Source organism: Enterococcus innesii (assembly GCF_022846515.1).
GTDB classification, from domain to species: Bacteria; Bacillota; Bacilli; order Lactobacillales; family Enterococcaceae; genus Enterococcus_D; species Enterococcus_D innesii.
In genome coordinates this window covers 625134-643661 of the sequence record NZ_AP025635.1, presented here as the reverse complement: position 1 = coordinate 643661, position 18528 = coordinate 625134, and the positions used below count along the sequence as shown (strand labels likewise).

Here is an 18528-nt window from a genome sequence, read left to right as displayed (position 1 = left end):
GAAAGGAGTAAATACGTATGTTCGAATTTGAACGAATTATTTTATTGTTTTTTTGCTATTCATTTATTGGCTGGTTGTGGGAAACGATTTATTGCTCGATAAAAGCAGGTCATTTTGTTTATCGAGGTTTTCTGGTCGGTCCCATCACACCGATTTATGGCTTTGGTATTTTAGGCGTTGTCTACCTATTACGATCAATTCATCAACATATTGTCTTACTTTTTTTTGCAGCCGCAATCCTAGTAACTATTTTGGAGTATGCCACGAGTTTTCTATTGGAAAAACTGTTTCACGCTTCATGGTGGGACTATAATAATGTCCCTTTGAATATCAATGGGAGAGTAGCACTGCCAATCTCCGTATTTTGGGGAGCGTGCTGCGTGATCATCGTTCGATTTATTCATCCCCAGATGCTTGTTTTTGTTCAAACATTAGTAGAACGTACAGGATTTTTATTGCCGGTTTTCTTGTTGATGATCCTTTCATTTGATATGGGGTATACTTTGGCAAATTTGGTTGCCTTTCAGAAAGCTGTGCAACAAGTCAATCAAGCCTTTGAACAACACAAAAAAGAGTTGGCTGAAAACATTGAGCAATATAAAAATGATTGGCAAGGGCGATTTGCAGCATTTCCAGAAGAATGGCGCATCTTAAAACAGAATCTACCGAAGTTGAATTTCCATCAAAGAAGACTCTTAAAAAACTTTCAAAAGTTAGAAATCAATCAGATAAAAAGCAGCCAAGAATTGTCGCGCTTCATCGAGGCTATTCGCAGAAAAAAATAGCATTGTTACGATAGTGTTACAGAAAATAAACCCTTATCAAAGCTGATTCTTCCCACTTCTGTCTGAAATCCAATGGAAAAGACTGTTAAAACTCCCACTTTTACGATAATTTGTAACAAATTGTAAAGGTCTTGCAATAAAATTCTTCTTAAGAATTTGTATAATAGGATATGTTGGAAACCATAGTGAGAAGTGAGGGAATTTTTTGAAGGCAAAGAAACTACGAACAATCGTTGTCGCTGTCTTTGCGGCAGGAATCGTTTCTCCCATCTTTGCGCAGGCTGAGTCACTTGAATCATTGCAAGAGCAAGAAAGTGCCGTCATGCAGCAAAGTCAGGAAATCAGTACGGAAGTGCAGATTGCATTGACTGATGTGAATGCGAAATACAGCGAAGTAGAAGAGTTAAAAGCTCAAATCGCTGAAAATGAAGAATCATTAGCAACAACCAAAGCAGAAATCAAAACTGCACAAGAAACAATTGAAAAGCGTGAAGCAGTCGTTGCGGAACGTATGAAAGATATCCAAGTCAATGGTGGGGCAACCAGAGATTGGACCGTCCTATTAGAATCATCGAACATCCAAGATTTCATCAATCGTGCCTATGCCATGACGATGCTGCAAAACTTGGAAAAAGAAAAGATCGATTCATTGACGGCTGAGAAAGAAAAGCTTGAAACATTAGAAGAAAAAGCGCAATCTACTCAGCAATCGTTGAAAGAAAATCAAACAGCACTAGAATCAGAAGCCAAAGCGCTAGATTCAAAAATCGCCAATCTTCAAGCGCAGTTGAAAGAAAATGAATCAACCTTGGCTCAAATCGCTTCAAGCAAAGAAGCTGAAACTGCTCGTTTAGCCGCTGAAAAAGCAGCGGAAGAACGTGCAGCCAAAGAAGCGGCAGAACAAGCAGCGAAAGAAAAAGAGGAAAAAGAAGCAGCACAAGCGGCTGAACGTTCAAGTTCTTCTGAATCACAATCGTCTGCATCATCTAGCAGCAACACGACTCAAAGCAGCACGTCATCATCGAATAGCTCTTCAAGCAGTAACAGTAATAGTAGCTCGAATAGCAGTTCAAGCAATACAAGCAACAACAATACTAGCAATAGCGATACAAGTAGTGGTCGGACATTGATGATGGAATCAACTGCCTACTCGTATAAAGAAGCTGGTGCGAGCTTCTTTACCGCAAGTGGTACAGATTTACGTAAAAATCCAATGGCAGTTGCCGTTGATCCAAGCGTGATTCCGCTAGGCACTTTAGTCAATGTTGAAGGCTATGGCGTAGCACTAGCACTTGATACTGGTGGCGCGATCAAAGGGCACATTATCGATGTTCACTTTGATAATGTAGCACAATGTATCCAATGGGGACGTCGTCAAGTAAAAGTCACGATCTTAGATTAATCATAAAAAAGAAGCAGAGGCCTGCTTCTTTTTTTTTGGCTTTTCTTCAATAAAACAGAGTGCCGTAAATACCTGATTTTTGGGTCATTTCTAGCACTCTGTTTGATTATCTTTAGTCAGTCAAAATATCTATGTTAAATAAATCACAATCCCTTCAATTCCCATAGATGATCGTTTCCGGCAAGAACGATCATTATAGATTCACCTCAGACTGCCAAATAATAACAAAGAGAAAAGAAGAAAGACACCAGTAGCAAAATTAACTATTGAAATTCGTGTTTAGTTTCGCTTCTAAAGCTTCCCAGTCATAGTCATCCGGAAAGGTTTTAAGGAGCAGGTAATCAATGTTCTGGGCGTACTCAGTGATGTATTCCGTATAGTTCGTTACGATCAAATCGATCTGATTCTTTTCTAAATAGGCTTGCGACAATTCGTTGGAATCCGGGAAATAAAAGGTACGAAAACTGCGCAAATAACGGACAGACTTGCACTTTAGTAATTGGCATAGATAATAAGGACCTTCAAATAAAAAGGCAATATTCTTTTTTTCTTGCCAATACAACGATCTGATGGAGGAGATGTACATTGTTAAACTTGTACTCAAGTGATTCAATGTCTCACTATCCCAAGTATCACGAGCTATAGGTTGCGTGAACAAGTAAGTTTTAAATAATTGAAAATCATCCGGGTAACTATCTTCTACAAATTGGATGGCATCAGAAATCATGTGGTTTAGCAAAGGCGATAATAATTGTTTGATTTTTGCTACGGTAAAGAATGATTCGATCAAAAGTTGATCGCGAGCAGGATCTGGTGAATCTGGTATGCAGTCGTTTACAAATAATGCCGCAAGTTTTTTGAGTTCAGGCCAATGGTTGTATTCTTTGCAAAACGTATGTTCAATGGTCAGGTTGCTGATCGATCGTCGCGTTTTCACTAATAAAAATAAATAGAGCATTTCCTCATAAGGAAGATCTCTTTGGTATTGCTCCTCGATGGATTCGTTGATTTCGGAAAATAACTTGAAATCATTGTAGTTTTCGAACATAGCTTTGACTGGCTTTGGTAAGGAGATAGGCTGACCAATGCAATGCCGTTCGAAGGTGATATACAAATAGTAATTAAACTCACCGAAAGAGCAAGTATGTTGATTCAGCTGATAGCACTTTGAAAATGCACTGGCAGTGATGTTTTGAATCGCGATGGGCGGAAAAATCGTATGGCCAGTAATCTCGGATTCATAGTAGAAATCATGAAAAAATTTGCGAATGTTGATTTCTTCCCCAACAAAGCTGACTGGGTTGGTTTGAATTTCCAAACGATAAGAGGAAAAAATGGGTTGAACCTTTCGCAAATACCGCAAAACAGTACTCTCAGATATATGATATTTTTCTGCCCATTCAGAAGAAGTAAGTAAATCGTGATGAAAAATACTTTCAATGATATGGAATAAAATCTCATCGGCAATCAAAGCACGTTTTTTTGTAAGGTAATCAGAAGAATTTTTTATAGAAAAAAAATACCCTTTGTGTGAAGAGTCGATCATAAGGCAGTCACCGAAGTGTTCTTTTAAATTCGTAATATCTGTCATGATCGTACGAGTCGTACTTCCTGATGTTTTTGCTAAGCCGACAGTTGAGCAATGGTGATTTTTTTCGAATGCCATTAAAATTTTCAGCCATCGAATCGTAGCCGTATTAGTAATGAAGTTATTTTGAAAATTTCTCAAGATGCAGCTCCTTTCATGAAGAAAAAGCAAAACTCTTTCTTATACATCTTAAAGAAACTAGGGATGGAAAAACAAATCACATATTTCATCGATTGGTGAAATATATAAGTGGGATTAAAATCTATTTTGTATATGATAATAAGGACTGTTGCAATAGACAGTAAAGGTGCGAAGTGAGTCTCTATTATAATAGGTAGAGATACGTTTTTTGCTTGTACAATTACAATTGATTTCGTATTAAGTTTAATTATAGAAGTTTTATAGACGAAAAAAAGAGTTGGAAAACTCAACTTAGATGAATTTGCTGGAAAAATGTAAAGCTCGTTAAACTTTCTTTCATCTAGCCAGTAAGGATTGTTTTGATATGAAGAAGAATTTTTGAGCGAGCACAACTACAACTTATAATTTTTATTCAGGATTGGATGACAATGCAGCTTCTTTTGTTGCTTCGATCCGGCTACAGCAAGGGTCGAAGACCTGATTGAGAGGAGCGGTTAAAAAACTTTTGAAAAATTTTTCTGATTTTTCTTAATTTCGTTAGCTGCATGACTATAATAAAGAGATCACGAAAAAATATAACTTGCGTTTTGAATCCTTTTTTTTGGGATTTCACTTATTTGTTTTGAAAGCATTGATAACAAAGCTTTTTAACTAATTTGTTAGATATTTAAAATGAAGGTTTTTTATAGTTGTCAACGAAGAAACATGTTCTTTATGCTTTATTAAAATAACTAAAAGTATTCCGAATAATGGATATTATATGATGAAAAATAAATATATATAAAAGAAAAAGCGGAAATTTCCTTTATTTAATCTTCCATTTCTCTTATAATAAACTAGAATTGCCTTTATTTTGCGGTACAAAGGCAAATTGTTGAAACAAGCACAATTGAATTAGGGAGTGTGTTCATGGGAAAGCCGTTATTAAAGACTTTGACTGTTTTAGCCGTTGGTATTGGCGCAGTTGCGATTTGTCTAGTGGGGTATCGACAAAATAACCAGCGACAGTACCAGCAGCGTGTCGAATATGCACAGACAGCAATTGCCAGCGAAAAAGATCGCATCAATGAGTTGTCGAATGAAATTGCTGAATTTTACAGCAACGAAGATCAAACGTTTTTGAGAAAAGATCTTAAAGAAGAAGACGTTCTTAAAACAGTCGCAAAACTTTCTGCAGTGAAAGTATCTGCAGACGATTATGGGATCGATGATGATGCATTACCTAGTGAGTCAGTCGAGATCCAACAAGAAAAAACCGCCCTTGATGATCAGTTAAAAGACATCGAGGCAAAAATAAAAGTACAGGCGGATACGGAGGCCTTGTTTACTGAAGGCGTTTCAAATTGGCAAAGTGCTGAAAATGATGTCATCATTAGAGCCGATCTAAAAGAAACGGATGTTGGTAATGTCCGTGAAAATCTGAGCTTTTTTGAAGATAGTAAATGGAAAGAGTTAGTTGTTTCCTATCTAGAATATGCGGATACTCAATTGGACCGCATTGCAAAATTACAAGGAACGTTTGATGAAATGCTTAAAGATGATACAGTGACCAGTGAAGTGACCTTGGAAAAATACCTAACTGCTGTTGATAGTATTAGCAAAGTCCGTAATGAAGAGTTAAAAGAAAGATTTACTGAACTTGCAGACAAAGTCGCGACACAAATGGGATATACCGGTTATAGCAGTTACTCATCCACTGCCTCGACAGAAAGTTATTCAAACGATACTTCCGCAGGAGACGGCACTTGGACCGATCCAAATTCAGACGTCGTTTACTAGCATAAGTGAAGGGTCGAAGAAAATTAGAGATAACTGGAGGAAAGCAAATGTCAAAAGGAAAAAAGATTTTTTTAATTATCTTTGGAATTGTTGCAGTATTAGTCATCGGAATCGTCGGTGTTGCTGCAAAGTTATATTTTGATGTATCAAATTCAATGCAACAAACCTATGAATCTGTCGAACGTGATCGCGAAGATCGCTTACGTGAAAACGATGTGGACCTATCCCAACAAGATTCTTTCTCGGTTTTATTGATGGGCATCGATACAGGTGATTTGGGGAGAGTGGAGCAAGGCCGTTCCGATACCATGATGGTTGCGACTATCAGCCCACAAGACAATCAGACGACAGTGGTGAGTATTCCTCGCGATACCTATGTTGATATCGTAGGACATGGAACAACAGATAAAATCAATCATGCTTATGCCTTTGGAGGGGCAGCCATGTCTATGAACACGGTTGAGAAATTTTTAGATATCCCCATCGATCATTATGTATCTCTTAATATGGAAGGCTTGAAAGAGTTAGTTGATGCAGTCGGCGGTATTGAAGTTGATAATGATTTGACTTTTTCAAAAGATGGCTTTGATTTTACAATTGGACGTACAAAATTAAACGGGGAACAAGCACTCGCTTATTCAAGAATGAGATATGATGATCCCAATGGAGACTACGGCCGACAAGACCGACAACGTAAGATGGTTGAAGCAATCGTAAAAAAAGTTCTCAGTCTAGATGGGGTTAGTCAATATCAGACTATCTTGAATGCAGTTGAGAACAATATGAAAACTGATATGAGTTTTGATGATATGCGGACATTGGCATTAAATTACCGAAGTGCTTTTCAGACAATCAAACAAGACCAACTACAAGGTGAAGGATTTATGCAGGATGGAATTTCTTATCAGCGTGTGAGTGATGAAGAGTTAAATCGTGTGCAAAGTATCCTTAAAGACCAGTTAGATATCAATAACTAGAAGAAAGTGGAGAAATATGGAAGAGACTATTAGTTTAAAAGAAATATTTGATATATTACGGAAACACCTGACATCAATATTAATCTCGATGTTTGTCGGATTGGCGTTAGCAGCGATTGTTACCTTTTTTATCCTTACACCCACCTATCGTTCTCAAGCGCAATTGATTGTGACTTTGCCACAAACTGAAACAACAAATGCCAATGATGTAAATATGAATTTACAAATGATCAATACCTATAAAGAGTTAGTTACAGGTGATCTAGTTATTAACCAGGTGAAAGACCAAATAGAATCGGAATATGGTATCGATAAAAGTGTGCAAGAATTGAAAGATTCTGTCGAAGTGACACAATCACAAAACTCACTAATGTTTTCGATAAGGGCTACAGATACAAGTTCTGTTTATGCTGCAAACATCGCAAATACAACAGCATTAGTCTTCCAAGAAAACGCAAAAGATGTATTGAGCGTGGATAAAATTTCAATCATCTCCAACGCAGAAGCAAGTTCTTCCCCGGTATCACCAAACAATAAACTTAATTTAGCAATTGGCTTAGTTTTGGGAATCTTAGTTGGTTTCGGTATTGCTTTTCTATTGGAACTGTTAGATCGGACTGTAAAAGATAATAAATTTGTTACGGAAACATTAGGTTTCACGATTCTAGGAACAGTTCCACAAATGTCAGCGAAAGAAATAAACGCGACCATTCAGAAAAAACCAGTAACACCAATGATCAAAAAAAATACAAGCGACAAGGCACCTGAATCACGCCGTAGCCGCACAAGAGTTTAAGGAGGGAAGATGAATGGCGAAGATAAAAGAGCATAAAGGAACACAAACACATGCGGTTAGCTTAATTACATTGGTTGACCCATCGTCACCTATTTCAGAGCAATACAGAACAATACGAACGAATATTCAATTTGCGTCCTCAGCCGATCAACAGATCAAAACATTAGTAATCACATCTTCTGGTCCAGGAGAAGGAAAATCTACGACTTCTGCGAATTTAGCAGTTGTCTTTGCAAAATCTGGTCAACGGGTTTTGTTAGTTGATGCCGATATGCGTAAGCCTACGGTTTATAAAACCTTTAATCTAAACAACGCTTCTGGTTTAAGTACAGTTTTAAGTACAACAACAAGCGTGTTAGAAGCATCACAAAAAACAGTTATCGATAATCTTTCTGTGCTAACTAGTGGGCCAAAACCCCCAAATCCATCCGAACTGTTAGGATCTTCTAGAATGAATCAAGTGATTGAAGAAGCGAAAAATATTTACGATGTGGTTATTTTCGATATGCCTCCTGTGGTTGCAGTAACGGATGCTCAAATTATGGCATCTAAAGCAGATGGTACTTTGCTGGTTGTTCGGGAAAATGTTTCCCGAAAGGATTCACTTATAAAAGCAAAAGACTTATTAGCTATGGTTCAAGCGAGAATTCTAGGGGTTGTTTATAATGGTGCCGAAAATAGTAAAGATTCAGGCTATTACTATTATTATGGAAACTAAATGATATAAAGGAGACGGGAGAAATGATTGATTTACATTGTCATATTTTGCCAGGTGTTGATGACGGAGCAGAAAATATTGAGGCAAGTATTGCCATGGCTGAACAAGCTGTTAGTCAAGGTATTACACATATTTTGTGTACACCACATCATAATAATGGGAAGTATACAAATCCTAAGTCAGAGGTCATTTCTCTTGTCGCATCTTTACAGGCAGAATTAGACAAACGAAAGTTGCCATTAACTGTATTAGAAGGACAAGAAGTTCGAATTACAGGTGATTTAATTGAGGATATACGAAATGATGAGATTTTATTTACAGACCTTGAGGATACGTATATCTTGATAGAATTTCCTACGATGGAAGTTCCTTCATATACAGAACAAGTTTTTTTTGAACTATTACAAATGGGGAAAGTTCCTGTAATCGTTCATCCAGAACGAAATGCTCATTTTCGAAAGGATCCTAATAACTTGATTCCATTTTTAGAAATGGGTTGTTTGGCACAACTTACTGCTCCAAGTTACGTCGGGATATTTGGTAAAGATATTCAAAAAACGGCAAAAATAATGGTAGAGCATAATCTGGTTCAGATGGTAGCTTCGGATGCTCATGGAGTAAAAAAAAGATCCTTTTATCTAAAAGACGCTTATGATGCTATAGCAGACAAGTATGGATTAGAAAAAGTTTCTTTAATGAAGCAAGTCACAAAAGATTTGATAAATGGAGACAAAATAGATTATCCAGAATCGATAATAGCTAAAAAGAAAAAGTTTGGATTGTTCTAGGAGGAATTAGGGTGGACGAAGTGAATGTATCTAATCTTAATAGTGATATAAAAAAAGTAGGAGAAGAAATAATAATCAGCAAAGAAGAGATTGATTCAAAATATTTTTATTTACTTATGAAAAGGATATTTGATATTTTTGGAAGTGTGATCGGGTTGGTAGTTCTTTCACCACTCTTTCTTATTGTTGCATATAAAATAAAAAAAGAGGATTCGGCTGGCCCAATTTTCTTTTCACAGGAGCGAGTTGGTAAGAATCGAAAAACTTTTAAAATGTATAAATTTCGCTCGATGTGTGTGGATGCCGAGGAGAAATTAGAGTTTTTACTTCAACACAATGAAGTGCAAGGAGCAATGTTTAAAATGAAAGAAGATCCAAGAGTAACCAAAATTGGAAAGTTCATAAGAAGAACTAGCATTGATGAACTCCCGCAACTTTTTAATGTACTTAAAGGTGAAATGAGTCTAGTAGGTCCTAGACCTCCGTTACAAAGAGAAGTTGATGAATATAGCATGTATGATACTCAACGTCTGTTTGTTAAACCAGGTTGCACGGGATTGTGGCAAACAAGTGGAAGAAATGAAGTTGGGTTCCAAGAAATGGTGAGACTAGATTTGTACTATATAAAAAATAGCAGTCTTTTATATGATCTGAAGATTATTTTAAAGACAGTAGTAATTATGATAAAACCAAATAGCGCATATTGAAGAAAGTAGGATTGTCTTGAAGATTTGTTTAGTAGGCTCAAGTGGTGGACATTTGACACATTTACATTTATTGGAACCTTTTTGGGGAAATAAAGAACGATTTTGGGTAACTTTTGATAAGGAAGATGCAAAAAATATTTTGGCTAATGAGAGAAAATATAATTGTTACTTTCCTACAAATCGAAATGTTAAAAACCTTATTAAAAATACGTATTTAGCATTTAAGATTTTAAAGAGTGAAAAACCTGACATTATTATATCTTCTGGTGCTGCAGTCGCTGTGCCTTTTTTCTTTGTAGGTAAACTTTTAAAAATAAAAACAGTTTATATTGAGGTGTTCGATAGGATTGATAAACCAACGCTCACTGGTAAATTAGTTTATGCTGTTACAGATTTGTTTATTGTTCAGTGGGAAGAGATGAGAAAGGTATATCCAAAGGCAATAAATCTAGGAGGTATTTTTTGATGATTTTTGTTACAGTTGGGACACATGAACAACAATTTGATAGGGTAATTAAGGAAATTGATACCTTGGTTCAGAATAAAACTATCAATGATGAAGTGTTTGTTCAAATTGGCTATTCCACATATATTCCCACCCACTGTAAATGGAAGGAATTTTTAAGTTACAATGAAATGCAGGAGAAGATTAACACTGCTCGAATTGTCATAACACATGGAGGACCAGCTAGTTTTTTAAGCGTGTTAGAGAAGAAAAAAATTCCCATAGTTGTCCCGAGGAGACTTTGCTATGGGGAACATGTGAATGATCATCAATTAGATTTTTCTCTAGAAATCAAAAATAGAGGTTATAATTTTATTCTAGTCGAGGATATTCACGATCTGGGGTCAAAAATTGTTAATTATAATGAAGAAAATAGAGAGTCATTCGTTTCAAATAATAAGAATTTTAATAAAAAACTAGAAAAATTAGTTAAAGAATTATTAGGAGAATAATAATGAAAAAAGTTGGTATCATGTCAATGCAAAGAATTTTTAATTATGGCTCTTTTTTGCAAGCCTATGGACTTAAAAAAATGTTGGAGTCTATTGATAATGACATAAAAGTTACTTTTGTAGACTATAAACCAGGTGAGGTATTATTAAAAACAGATTCTAAATCAAAGGGAATTATTCGGGTAATAAAAAAACTTACAGAGTATAACTCAATCGATAATACTTTGAAAAATAAGATGAAATTTTTTTATCATAAGAAAAGATATTCAAAAAGGTACTTTCCTCTACTAGGAATTTCAAAAGATAAGAACTATGATACAAATTTAGATCTTTTAATCATTGGCAGTGATGAAGTGTTCAATTGTGTTCAATCAAATACAAATGTAGGATATTCGCTAGATCTTTTCGGTAAAAATTCAAAATCAAAAACTTTAATTTCATATGCAGGTTCATTTGGTAATACAACCATAGATAAGATAAATAAATATAATTTAAAACAAGAAATTTTTGAAAACTTTTCCCGTTTTGATCATATATCGGTTAGAGATAATAACTCTAAAAAGATAATTGAGAGTTTAGGGATCGGATCACCTAAGGTACATGTGGATCCAGTCTTAGCTTATGATTTTATGGAAAAAGAGCCTCTCATACCCAAAGAAACTATATACAAATCTCCCTATTTAATTGTTTATGGATATTCTGGGAGGTTAAACAAACTTGAAAATAATATTATAAAAGAATTTGCTCGCAAAAAAAACTTGAAAATTTTATGCTTTGGAGGAGTTCAAGACTGTTGCGATGAGTTTATAGATTGTACACCATTCGAATTATTAGCATATTTCAGAGATTCGAGTTTTATAATTACGGATACTTTTCATGGAACTATCTTTTCTCTGATAAATAAGAAAAATTTTATCACACTGATCAGAAAAAGCACTGGTTTAAATTATGGCAATGAAGAAAAATTAACTTTTTTACTTAACACTTTTAATCTTATTGGTAGAGGTATATATGATTTAAGTGAAATCAGTTTGGAGAAATCTTTTTTAGAGACCATCAATTATGACCAAGTATATGAAATACTTGAGCAAAAAAGAAATGATACTTATACTTATTTGAAAACAGTATTAAAGTGAGGGTAATAATTTGAAATTCAATAATTCAAAAAGTAAGGAATTTTTTAAAAAGTGTTTACAAAAGATAAGATTGAGATATCTAGCTCATAAAGATATTAAGAGATTTTCTAAATCGGCTGCGTTATCAATTTATGATGCTACTTTCGATCAATTGTCATCTCGAATCATGTATAATGTTCACGCAATAGAAAAGGGACTATCAAGAGAACATCATTTTAGGAAAGGCTTCGGAAGAAAAGCACTTTCTACACTGAATGATTGTTTATTGATTTATGAAGAACAGAATTACTCTAAAGATATGTTTGCATATAAGCAAGGTAGATCAATAATATTACGTTATATTGATAAGCACAAAGCTATGAATGAAGATACTTCATTTCTATCTGAAATTATTGTCCCTGCTTTTTTACAAGAAGATAGTCAATTTAAATTTGCAGGAGTTAAAACTGTCTTTTTAGATGATAAGAAAAATAACAAGAATAAAAATTTTTATGAGTTATCACAAAATAGAGCAAGTGTTAGGGATTTTTCTGGTGAGGCAGTGGATTCAAAACTAGTTTTATCCGCAATAAAAAATGCTTTAAAAACGCCATCTGTCTGCAACAGACAAGGATGGAAAGTTTACTTGACAGAAAATAAAACACTTATCAAAGATATTCTTTACTTCCAGAAAGGGTTTAATGGGTATCCGAAATTACCTGAAATACTTTTAACAGTATGTGTATCAAATTCCTCATTTCTGAGCCCTGTGGAAAGAAATGAAGCTTTTGTAGATGGTGGATTATTATCCATGTCAATAATTTATGGATTAGAATATGAAGGACTAGCCTGTGTTACACTTAATGCAATGATGGATTCAAAGAGTGAAAAGCAGATAAGGAAAATAGTAGAAATTGATTCTAGTGAGCAAGTAATATTATTTATTGCGATAGGTCAGTTTAAAGATAAAGTAACTGTACCCGTTTCTGACAGAAAATCTTTAGAAGACGTCGTTAAAATTATTTGAATATAGAAAAACGAATTGAGGAGAATTTAACAGATATGATAGCGATTTATACGCCGACTTACAATAGGAAACAAGAATTAAAAAGGTTATATGAATCGCTTTGCAATCAGACCAACAAAAATTTTTTTTGGTTAATTATTGATGATGGGTCAACAGACGAGACACATGATATTGTGAAAGAATGGATCAATGAGAATACTATTGATATTAGGTATGAAAAAAAAGAGAATGGCGGTAAACATACTGCTTTAAATTTAGCTTTAAAAATTGTTGATAGTTATTGGAATATTTGTGTGGATAGTGATGATTATTTAATCAGCGAAGATGTTATTTATAAGTTAAATGAAGATATTGAGAAGTACTCCACATCAAAAGACATTGTTTCTATCGTTTATCCGTACCAATTTAAAAATCAGTATGTTAAAAAAATTTCAAGGAAAGAGCAGCTTGTTAAAAAATATGATTTGAGAAGTAAGAAATTGAATGTAAGAGAAATTTCTATTTTATCTAGACCATATACTTACAAGGATATTAGCTTTCCTATTTTTAAAGAAGAAAATTTTATATCAGAAGGTGCAATTGAAATTCCTAAGCTTTTGAAGGGGAATAGAGTTTATATTCATGAACCGATAATTGAAGGTGATTATCTGCAAGATGGCTTAAGTAAAAATATAATAAGGATTTGGGCTAAGAATCCGAAGGGATATTACTATGTCAGAAATTTACAGATCCAGCTATATTTAAAAAGGAAGATGTATCTTCAAGTAATTAAACCGGCAGGTCAGATACTTGCTTATAATTTGTTTAAGAAGACCAATATTTTTAAAGGTACAAATTATCACTTAATAGTGTTACTATCATTTCCTTTTGGAATTTTATATTGGTTAAAAAAGTTTAGATAGTAGTATTGTTTGATGAGATATCAGAATGTGAGGAACAAATGTTAATATATTTAAGTATAATAAGCATCGCATCAATTTTATGTTTGTGGTCAGAAAAATCGTATAAAAAAGGTGAGCTCTTTTTATCAGGTTTTTCTACTTTTCTTTCAGTAATGGTGCTTTCTGTTTTCTCTGGGTTACGAAACCTAAGTGTTGGAATTGATATAACAACATATGGAAAAAATATTTTTGAGACAGTGTCCACTTTTGGCCCCTCCGTGGCAATTGATTATTACAGTAGGTGGGCGGATACGGGGTATGTTTTATTTAATTATATTGTATCTTTTTTTACAGGAAATATTCATATTTTTTTAGGAGTTTCAACTTTTGTTGTTGAACTAAGCTTTTTATTGTTTTTTAAAAGGTATAGAGCGGTATTGGATCCTACACTATCTTTCTTTATTTTTAACGTTGTAACTTTAGCGTATTCTTTTAGCATTTTAAGACAAATATTATCTATGGCCATCATAATTTGGGTTTATTATTTGTTAACAAAAGGAAAATATTTAAGTGCTATTCTTTTAGCTGTTGGTTCTGTGTTAATTCATAAAAGTGCTGTTTTTATCATTCTGATTATATTTACATGCTATATCATTACTAAGTTTAAAGAAAAAATAAATCAGAGGTACTTATTGTTGCTCATGATATTATTTACATTATTATCAACAATAATTCTAACGAGATATCCAGAAACGATAGATAATCTTATTGATGATTTAAATATTTCGAGTATTCAATTGAACAACTTCGGTTCTCCAATGAGATTTATTTTATTTTTGTTTCCAGTGTTATTAATAAAAATTTTGATTAAGGAAAAGTTTATTCAAAATAATGAAGAATATTTTTTATATCTTATAAGTTTAATTACCATGTCATTTGGATGGCTAGGAGGAATAAACTATTCTTTAACTAGGCTAACTTATTTTATTATCCCTATATATATTCTATTTATTTCTAAAAAATTGAAGATAATTAATAAAAAGAGTATAAATTTAATAATTATATTTTGGTTTTTCTTTATTTTCTGGTGGTTAATAGGTCGGGGCAGTGAAGGCGGAGTCATTCCGTACATACCTTTTTGGAAAGAATATATTGTATTTTAAGCTATTATGGAGGTACTAATGGAAGAAAAAACACTGTTTATATCGAATAGTTTATCACTAGGTGGGCTAGAAAAGGCTACAGTAAGTATTGCCAATGCATTGTCTTCTGAAATGGATATAACTTTATTTAGTCTAAAAGGGAACTCGTTTCAGTACTCATTAAATCCATTACTTACCTATAAGGAAGCTTCAAATTTGAAGAAGTTTTACCTATTTCACCCAATTTCGGTTTTAGGAACCCTTAACAAAAATAATTTATATAAAAAAAAACAATTAAACTTTAAAAAAATTAAAAAAGATTTGAATTTAGAAAGTTATAAGAATATTATTTTGTCAGAAGCTGATATTCTCTATGCAAAAAACATAAAAAGTATTAGTCCTGGCTGTAATCTTATCGGATGGATTCATAGTAACTTCGATAGTTATAAAAATATTTATTTTAAAGATACTTACCATGATTTTTTAGAAAATCTAAAATACATTGATAAGTTAATAGTACTAAGTGAGGAGGATAAACTTAAATATAAAGGTATACATAATAATGTGTACAAAATAGAAAATCCTTTAACTATGACTAAAGTTAATAAGAAAGAACTAAATGAGGAAGTTAAATTTAAAACAATTTCATTTGTCGGACGAATGGATTGGAATATCAAAGGGCTAGATTATTTACTAAGAATTATTGAAGAAATCCCATCTGATTGGAAGGTTAGTATAGCTGGAGATGGCAAAGATTTTAATCGGTTCATAAATTCTGTAGAAGAAAAAAATTTAGCAGATAAAGTTATAATTAGAGGGATTCTGAAAGAAGAGAAATTAGTTAAACATTACGTTGAAAGTGATTTTTTTATATTAACCAGTAGATTTGAGGGATTTGGATTGGTTATTACTGAAGCAATGTGTTGTGGACTTCCTGTAATATCTTTTGATTCGCCAGGCCCAAGAGAAATAATTGGATCAAGTAATGAATATGGGATACTCGTAGAAAATGGTAATATAGAAATTTTTATTAAAGAGATAATTAAAATGATTTCAGATAGTAATTTAAGGTTGAATTATTCAAAGAAATCTTTTGAGCGTGTTGATAAATATTCTATAAACATGATAAGAATGAAATGGATGAATTTACTTTGTTAGGAGAAAAAATGAGAAAAAAAATAGGAATTATAACTATAAATGGAAATTATAATTATGGTAATAGGTTGCAAAACTATGCTCTTGAGCAGGCAATATACTCGTTAGGATATAACGTGGAAACGATAATATTGAAACCAAAAACTAGTTTTTTACAGAGGTTAAAATCTTTAAAAACATTTTTGAAGAATAGAAATAGTGATAAAGAGATAAGCTTCAAGAAGATGATAGATTTGAAGTCAAAATCTTTTGATGAGTTTAGAGAAAATTATTTGAACAATGTTGAATATGATAATAGATCCGAGTTAAAAGATTTTGATCGCTTTATAGTTGGAAGCGATCAAGTTTGGAATCCTAGTTGGCGATTAATAGATGATCAGTGGTTAAGATTTGCTCCTGAGGAGAAAAGATTTTCATATGCTGCAAGTATGGCTACGGATAATATTTTAAAATCAAATAATAAAAAGCTTCCTAAATATCTAAAAGAAATGAATGAAATCTCTGTTAGAGAAAATGAAAGTGTTGATCTTGTTAAGAAAATAAGTGGTAAAGAAGCGAAAGTTGTTCTAGATCCAACGATGTTGATATCTAAAGACCAATATTTAACATTAATCAAAAGTCATCCGAAACAAGAGTTAGTAATAAAAGATAAATACATTTTGGTTTATTCATTAGCAGGGCTAAACAATGAATTGAACGATAAACTTAAACTCTACGCAAAAGAAAAGGAATTAAAAATAGTTAACATAATGGGAAATTATTACAAAAAGAATCATTTAGCTGTAGGACCAATTGACTTTATTAAATTGATTAATAACGCTGATCTTGTTATAAGTGATTCTTTTCATTGCGGTGTATTCTCGATTATAATGGAGACAAATTTCTTGTTGTTTAATAGAATTGACGGACAAATAATGAATGATAGAATTAGTACACTATTATCTACTTTTGACCTTATGGATAGAATATATCAAGGCGGGAATTTAAATAAATATAAAACTATTGATTTTTCAGATGTAAGAAAAAAATTAGAAATTGAGAGGGAAAAAAGTAAGGAATACCTGAGGTATATTTTGGGCAAACCAATATAGGGTGATGAATAATGAAATCAAATCTAGCTAAAAATTTTATCTATCAAGCAAGCTATCAATTTCTCTTAATTGTTCTACCAATAATAACAATTCCTATTGTTTCTAAAGCATTAGGACCTGACGGCATTGGTAAATATCAATTTGTATTTTCAGTAACGAGTTATTTTACACTTGTAGCTGGCTTGGGAATTCAAAACTATGGTGTGAGAGAAATTGCAATTGTTAGAACTGATAGAAAATTATTATCAGAAAAATTTTGGGAATTGTTTTTTTTCAACTCTTCATTTTCAATACTAGTACTATCGATATATTTGTTTATTATACCTTTTTTCAATGATAGTTTTTATTTTTTTATTCAATCAATGTTAATAATAAGTTGTGTTTTTGATATTTCTTGGCTATTAGGTGGGTTAGAAGACTTTAAAACTCTAACATTAAGAAATTTTATAATAAAAATTTTAACATTTTTATCGATTTATTTCTTTATCAAAGATAAAAGTGATTTAATTCTATACTTTTTTATAATGGGAACAGGTACATTATTAGGACAACTGTCGATATGGCTTACAATCAAAAAGTATATTGATTGGGTTCCAGTAAGTAGAAAAAAAATCTTAAGTCACCTGAGACCATCATTAAGTTTCTTTCTAGCAAAGATTGCTTTTCAATTTTATTATAATGTCTCATTAACTTTATTAGGATTATTTGCTACTTTTTCTGATGTAGGTTTTTTTTCAAATGGATATAATTTAGTTGCAGTTGCTGGTAGTATTATAAATTCTCTAAATACTGTCATGATTCCTAGAATGTCAAGCTTATTTAATGACAATAATGAAGAAGAAATGATTGAATTACTTCAAAAAACCATTCACATTCAACTGTTTTTTTCAATAGCAATTAGCTTTGGTATCATCACAATAAACAATAAAATGATTCCGTGGTTTTATGGTCCAGATTTTACAATTTTAAAAATAATTGTTCCGTTGTTATCTATTGGATTGGTCTTCCAAATTCTACAAACCGCTATTGCCGCACAATATTTAATACCAAAAAAACAGATGAAAGCTTATAACTTTACTGTTATTATTGGTGCAATAGTTAATTTTGTAATCAGCATAATATCTATTCCTCTTTTGGGAATATATGGAGCTGTGATAGGATATTTAGTGTCATACATATTACTTTGCTATATGAGAGCTGATGTCTTATTAAAAACAACAAGTTTTAAATTTAATTGGAAATTAATTATTGGTAGTGTTTTCTCAGGTGCTTTTATGTTTTTGTTTGTCTATACAGTAACATACAATTTAAGACCATCTGTTTCTACAACTATTATTCAAGTTTTATTGGGAAGTGTTGTCTTTTTAGCTTGTTCCATTTTGTTAAAATTGAACAAGCTAATGGGATTCACTGATTTGAGTCTAATTTTCCAAAAAGCAAAAAAAATTTTTAAAAAATAGAACCCAATTTAAGTATAAA

18 protein-coding genes are annotated in these 18528 nt (G+C 32.7%); 17 read left to right on the top strand and 1 reads right to left on the bottom strand.

From position 1 onward, the window contains the following. Window positions 1–17: 17 nt before the first annotated feature. Window positions 18–785, top strand: a complete 768-nt coding sequence (locus ENLAB_RS02980; RefSeq protein WP_244352526.1) for a putative ABC transporter permease — start codon at window positions 18–20, stop codon at window positions 783–785. 205 nt (window positions 786–990) lie between these two features. After that, entirely contained in the window at window positions 991–2187 is a 1197-nt protein-coding gene (locus ENLAB_RS02975; protein ID WP_244352524.1) for a 3D domain-containing protein, read from the top strand. 259 nt (window positions 2188–2446) lie between these two features. Here the strand turns inward: ENLAB_RS02975 and ENLAB_RS02970 are convergent, their stop codons facing one another. Beyond that, window positions 2447–3916 carry an AcpB/EbpR/MafR family transcriptional regulator gene (locus ENLAB_RS02970; protein WP_244352522.1) on the bottom strand — a complete coding sequence of 490 codons (1470 nt, stop codon included), beginning with the start codon at window positions 3914–3916 and terminating at the stop codon, window positions 2447–2449. 909 nt (window positions 3917–4825) lie between these two features. On the opposite strand from ENLAB_RS02970, the gene ENLAB_RS02965 reads away from it, so the two are divergent. The 15 genes from ENLAB_RS02965 to ENLAB_RS02895 are packed head-to-tail and all read left to right on the top strand — an operon-like array spanning window position 4826 to window position 18509. Beyond that, entirely contained in the window at window positions 4826–5695 is an 870-nt protein-coding gene (locus ENLAB_RS02965) for a hypothetical protein (protein WP_244352520.1), read from the top strand. A 47-nt stretch (window positions 5696–5742) separates the two neighbouring features. Further along, a complete protein-coding gene (locus ENLAB_RS02960) occupies window positions 5743–6672 on the top strand; it encodes an LCP family glycopolymer transferase (RefSeq protein ID WP_439711691.1) in 930 nt (309 codons plus the stop codon). Between the two features lie 16 nt (window positions 6673–6688). After that, window positions 6689–7468: a YveK family protein gene (locus tag ENLAB_RS02955; protein ID WP_244352518.1), complete on the top strand. Its 780-nt coding sequence runs from the start codon at window positions 6689–6691 to the stop codon at window positions 7466–7468. A 13-nt stretch (window positions 7469–7481) separates the two neighbouring features. Then, window positions 7482–8186, top strand: coding sequence for a CpsD/CapB family tyrosine-protein kinase (locus ENLAB_RS02950; protein WP_244352516.1), 705 nt, complete (start codon window positions 7482–7484; stop codon window positions 8184–8186). 23 nt (window positions 8187–8209) lie between these two features. Then, window positions 8210–8974 carry a tyrosine-protein phosphatase gene (locus ENLAB_RS02945; RefSeq protein ID WP_244352515.1) on the top strand — a complete coding sequence of 255 codons (765 nt, stop codon included), beginning with the start codon at window positions 8210–8212 and terminating at the stop codon, window positions 8972–8974. Window positions 8975–8994: 20 nt separating this feature from the next. After that, entirely contained in the window at window positions 8995–9681 is a 687-nt protein-coding gene (locus tag ENLAB_RS02940; protein ID WP_279612848.1) for a sugar transferase, read from the top strand. Window positions 9682–9697: 16 nt separating this feature from the next. Beyond that, window positions 9698–10147, top strand: a complete 450-nt coding sequence (gene pssD / locus ENLAB_RS02935) for a PssD/Cps14F family polysaccharide biosynthesis glycosyltransferase (protein WP_244352514.1) — start codon at window positions 9698–9700, stop codon at window positions 10145–10147. Continuing rightward, window positions 10147–10638 carry a PssE/Cps14G family polysaccharide biosynthesis glycosyltransferase gene (gene pssE / locus ENLAB_RS02930; RefSeq protein ID WP_244352513.1) on the top strand — a complete coding sequence of 164 codons (492 nt, stop codon included), beginning with the start codon at window positions 10147–10149 and terminating at the stop codon, window positions 10636–10638. Before pssD ends, pssE begins: the two co-directional genes overlap by 1 nt. Window positions 10639–10640: 2 nt before the next feature. Beyond that, window positions 10641–11774, top strand: a complete 1134-nt coding sequence (locus ENLAB_RS02925) for a polysaccharide pyruvyl transferase family protein (protein WP_244352512.1) — start codon at window positions 10641–10643, stop codon at window positions 11772–11774. 10 nt (window positions 11775–11784) lie between these two features. Continuing rightward, entirely contained in the window at window positions 11785–12780 is a 996-nt protein-coding gene (locus ENLAB_RS02920) for a nitroreductase family protein (protein WP_244352511.1), read from the top strand. A 35-nt stretch (window positions 12781–12815) separates the two neighbouring features. Further along, on the top strand, window positions 12816–13682 hold the full coding sequence (locus ENLAB_RS02915; protein WP_244352510.1) for a glycosyltransferase family 2 protein: 867 nt from the start codon (window positions 12816–12818) through the stop codon (window positions 13680–13682). Window positions 13683–13720: 38 nt separating this feature from the next. Beyond that, window positions 13721–14824: an EpsG family protein gene (locus ENLAB_RS02910; protein ID WP_244352508.1), complete on the top strand. Its 1104-nt coding sequence runs from the start codon at window positions 13721–13723 to the stop codon at window positions 14822–14824. Between the two features lie 18 nt (window positions 14825–14842). After that, the gene (locus ENLAB_RS02905) at window positions 14843–15961 is read left to right on the top strand and encodes a glycosyltransferase (RefSeq protein ID WP_244352506.1); all 1119 of its coding nucleotides are present in this window, start codon (window positions 14843–14845) and stop codon (window positions 15959–15961) included. Beyond that, window positions 15940–17049: a polysaccharide pyruvyl transferase family protein gene (locus tag ENLAB_RS02900; RefSeq protein ID WP_244352503.1), complete on the top strand. Its 1110-nt coding sequence runs from the start codon at window positions 15940–15942 to the stop codon at window positions 17047–17049. Before ENLAB_RS02905 ends, ENLAB_RS02900 begins: the two co-directional genes overlap by 22 nt. Before the next feature lie 11 nt (window positions 17050–17060). Next, on the top strand, window positions 17061–18509 hold the full coding sequence (locus tag ENLAB_RS02895) for an oligosaccharide flippase family protein (RefSeq protein ID WP_244352501.1): 1449 nt from the start codon (window positions 17061–17063) through the stop codon (window positions 18507–18509). The last annotated feature ends 19 nt before the right edge of the window (window positions 18510–18528 follow it).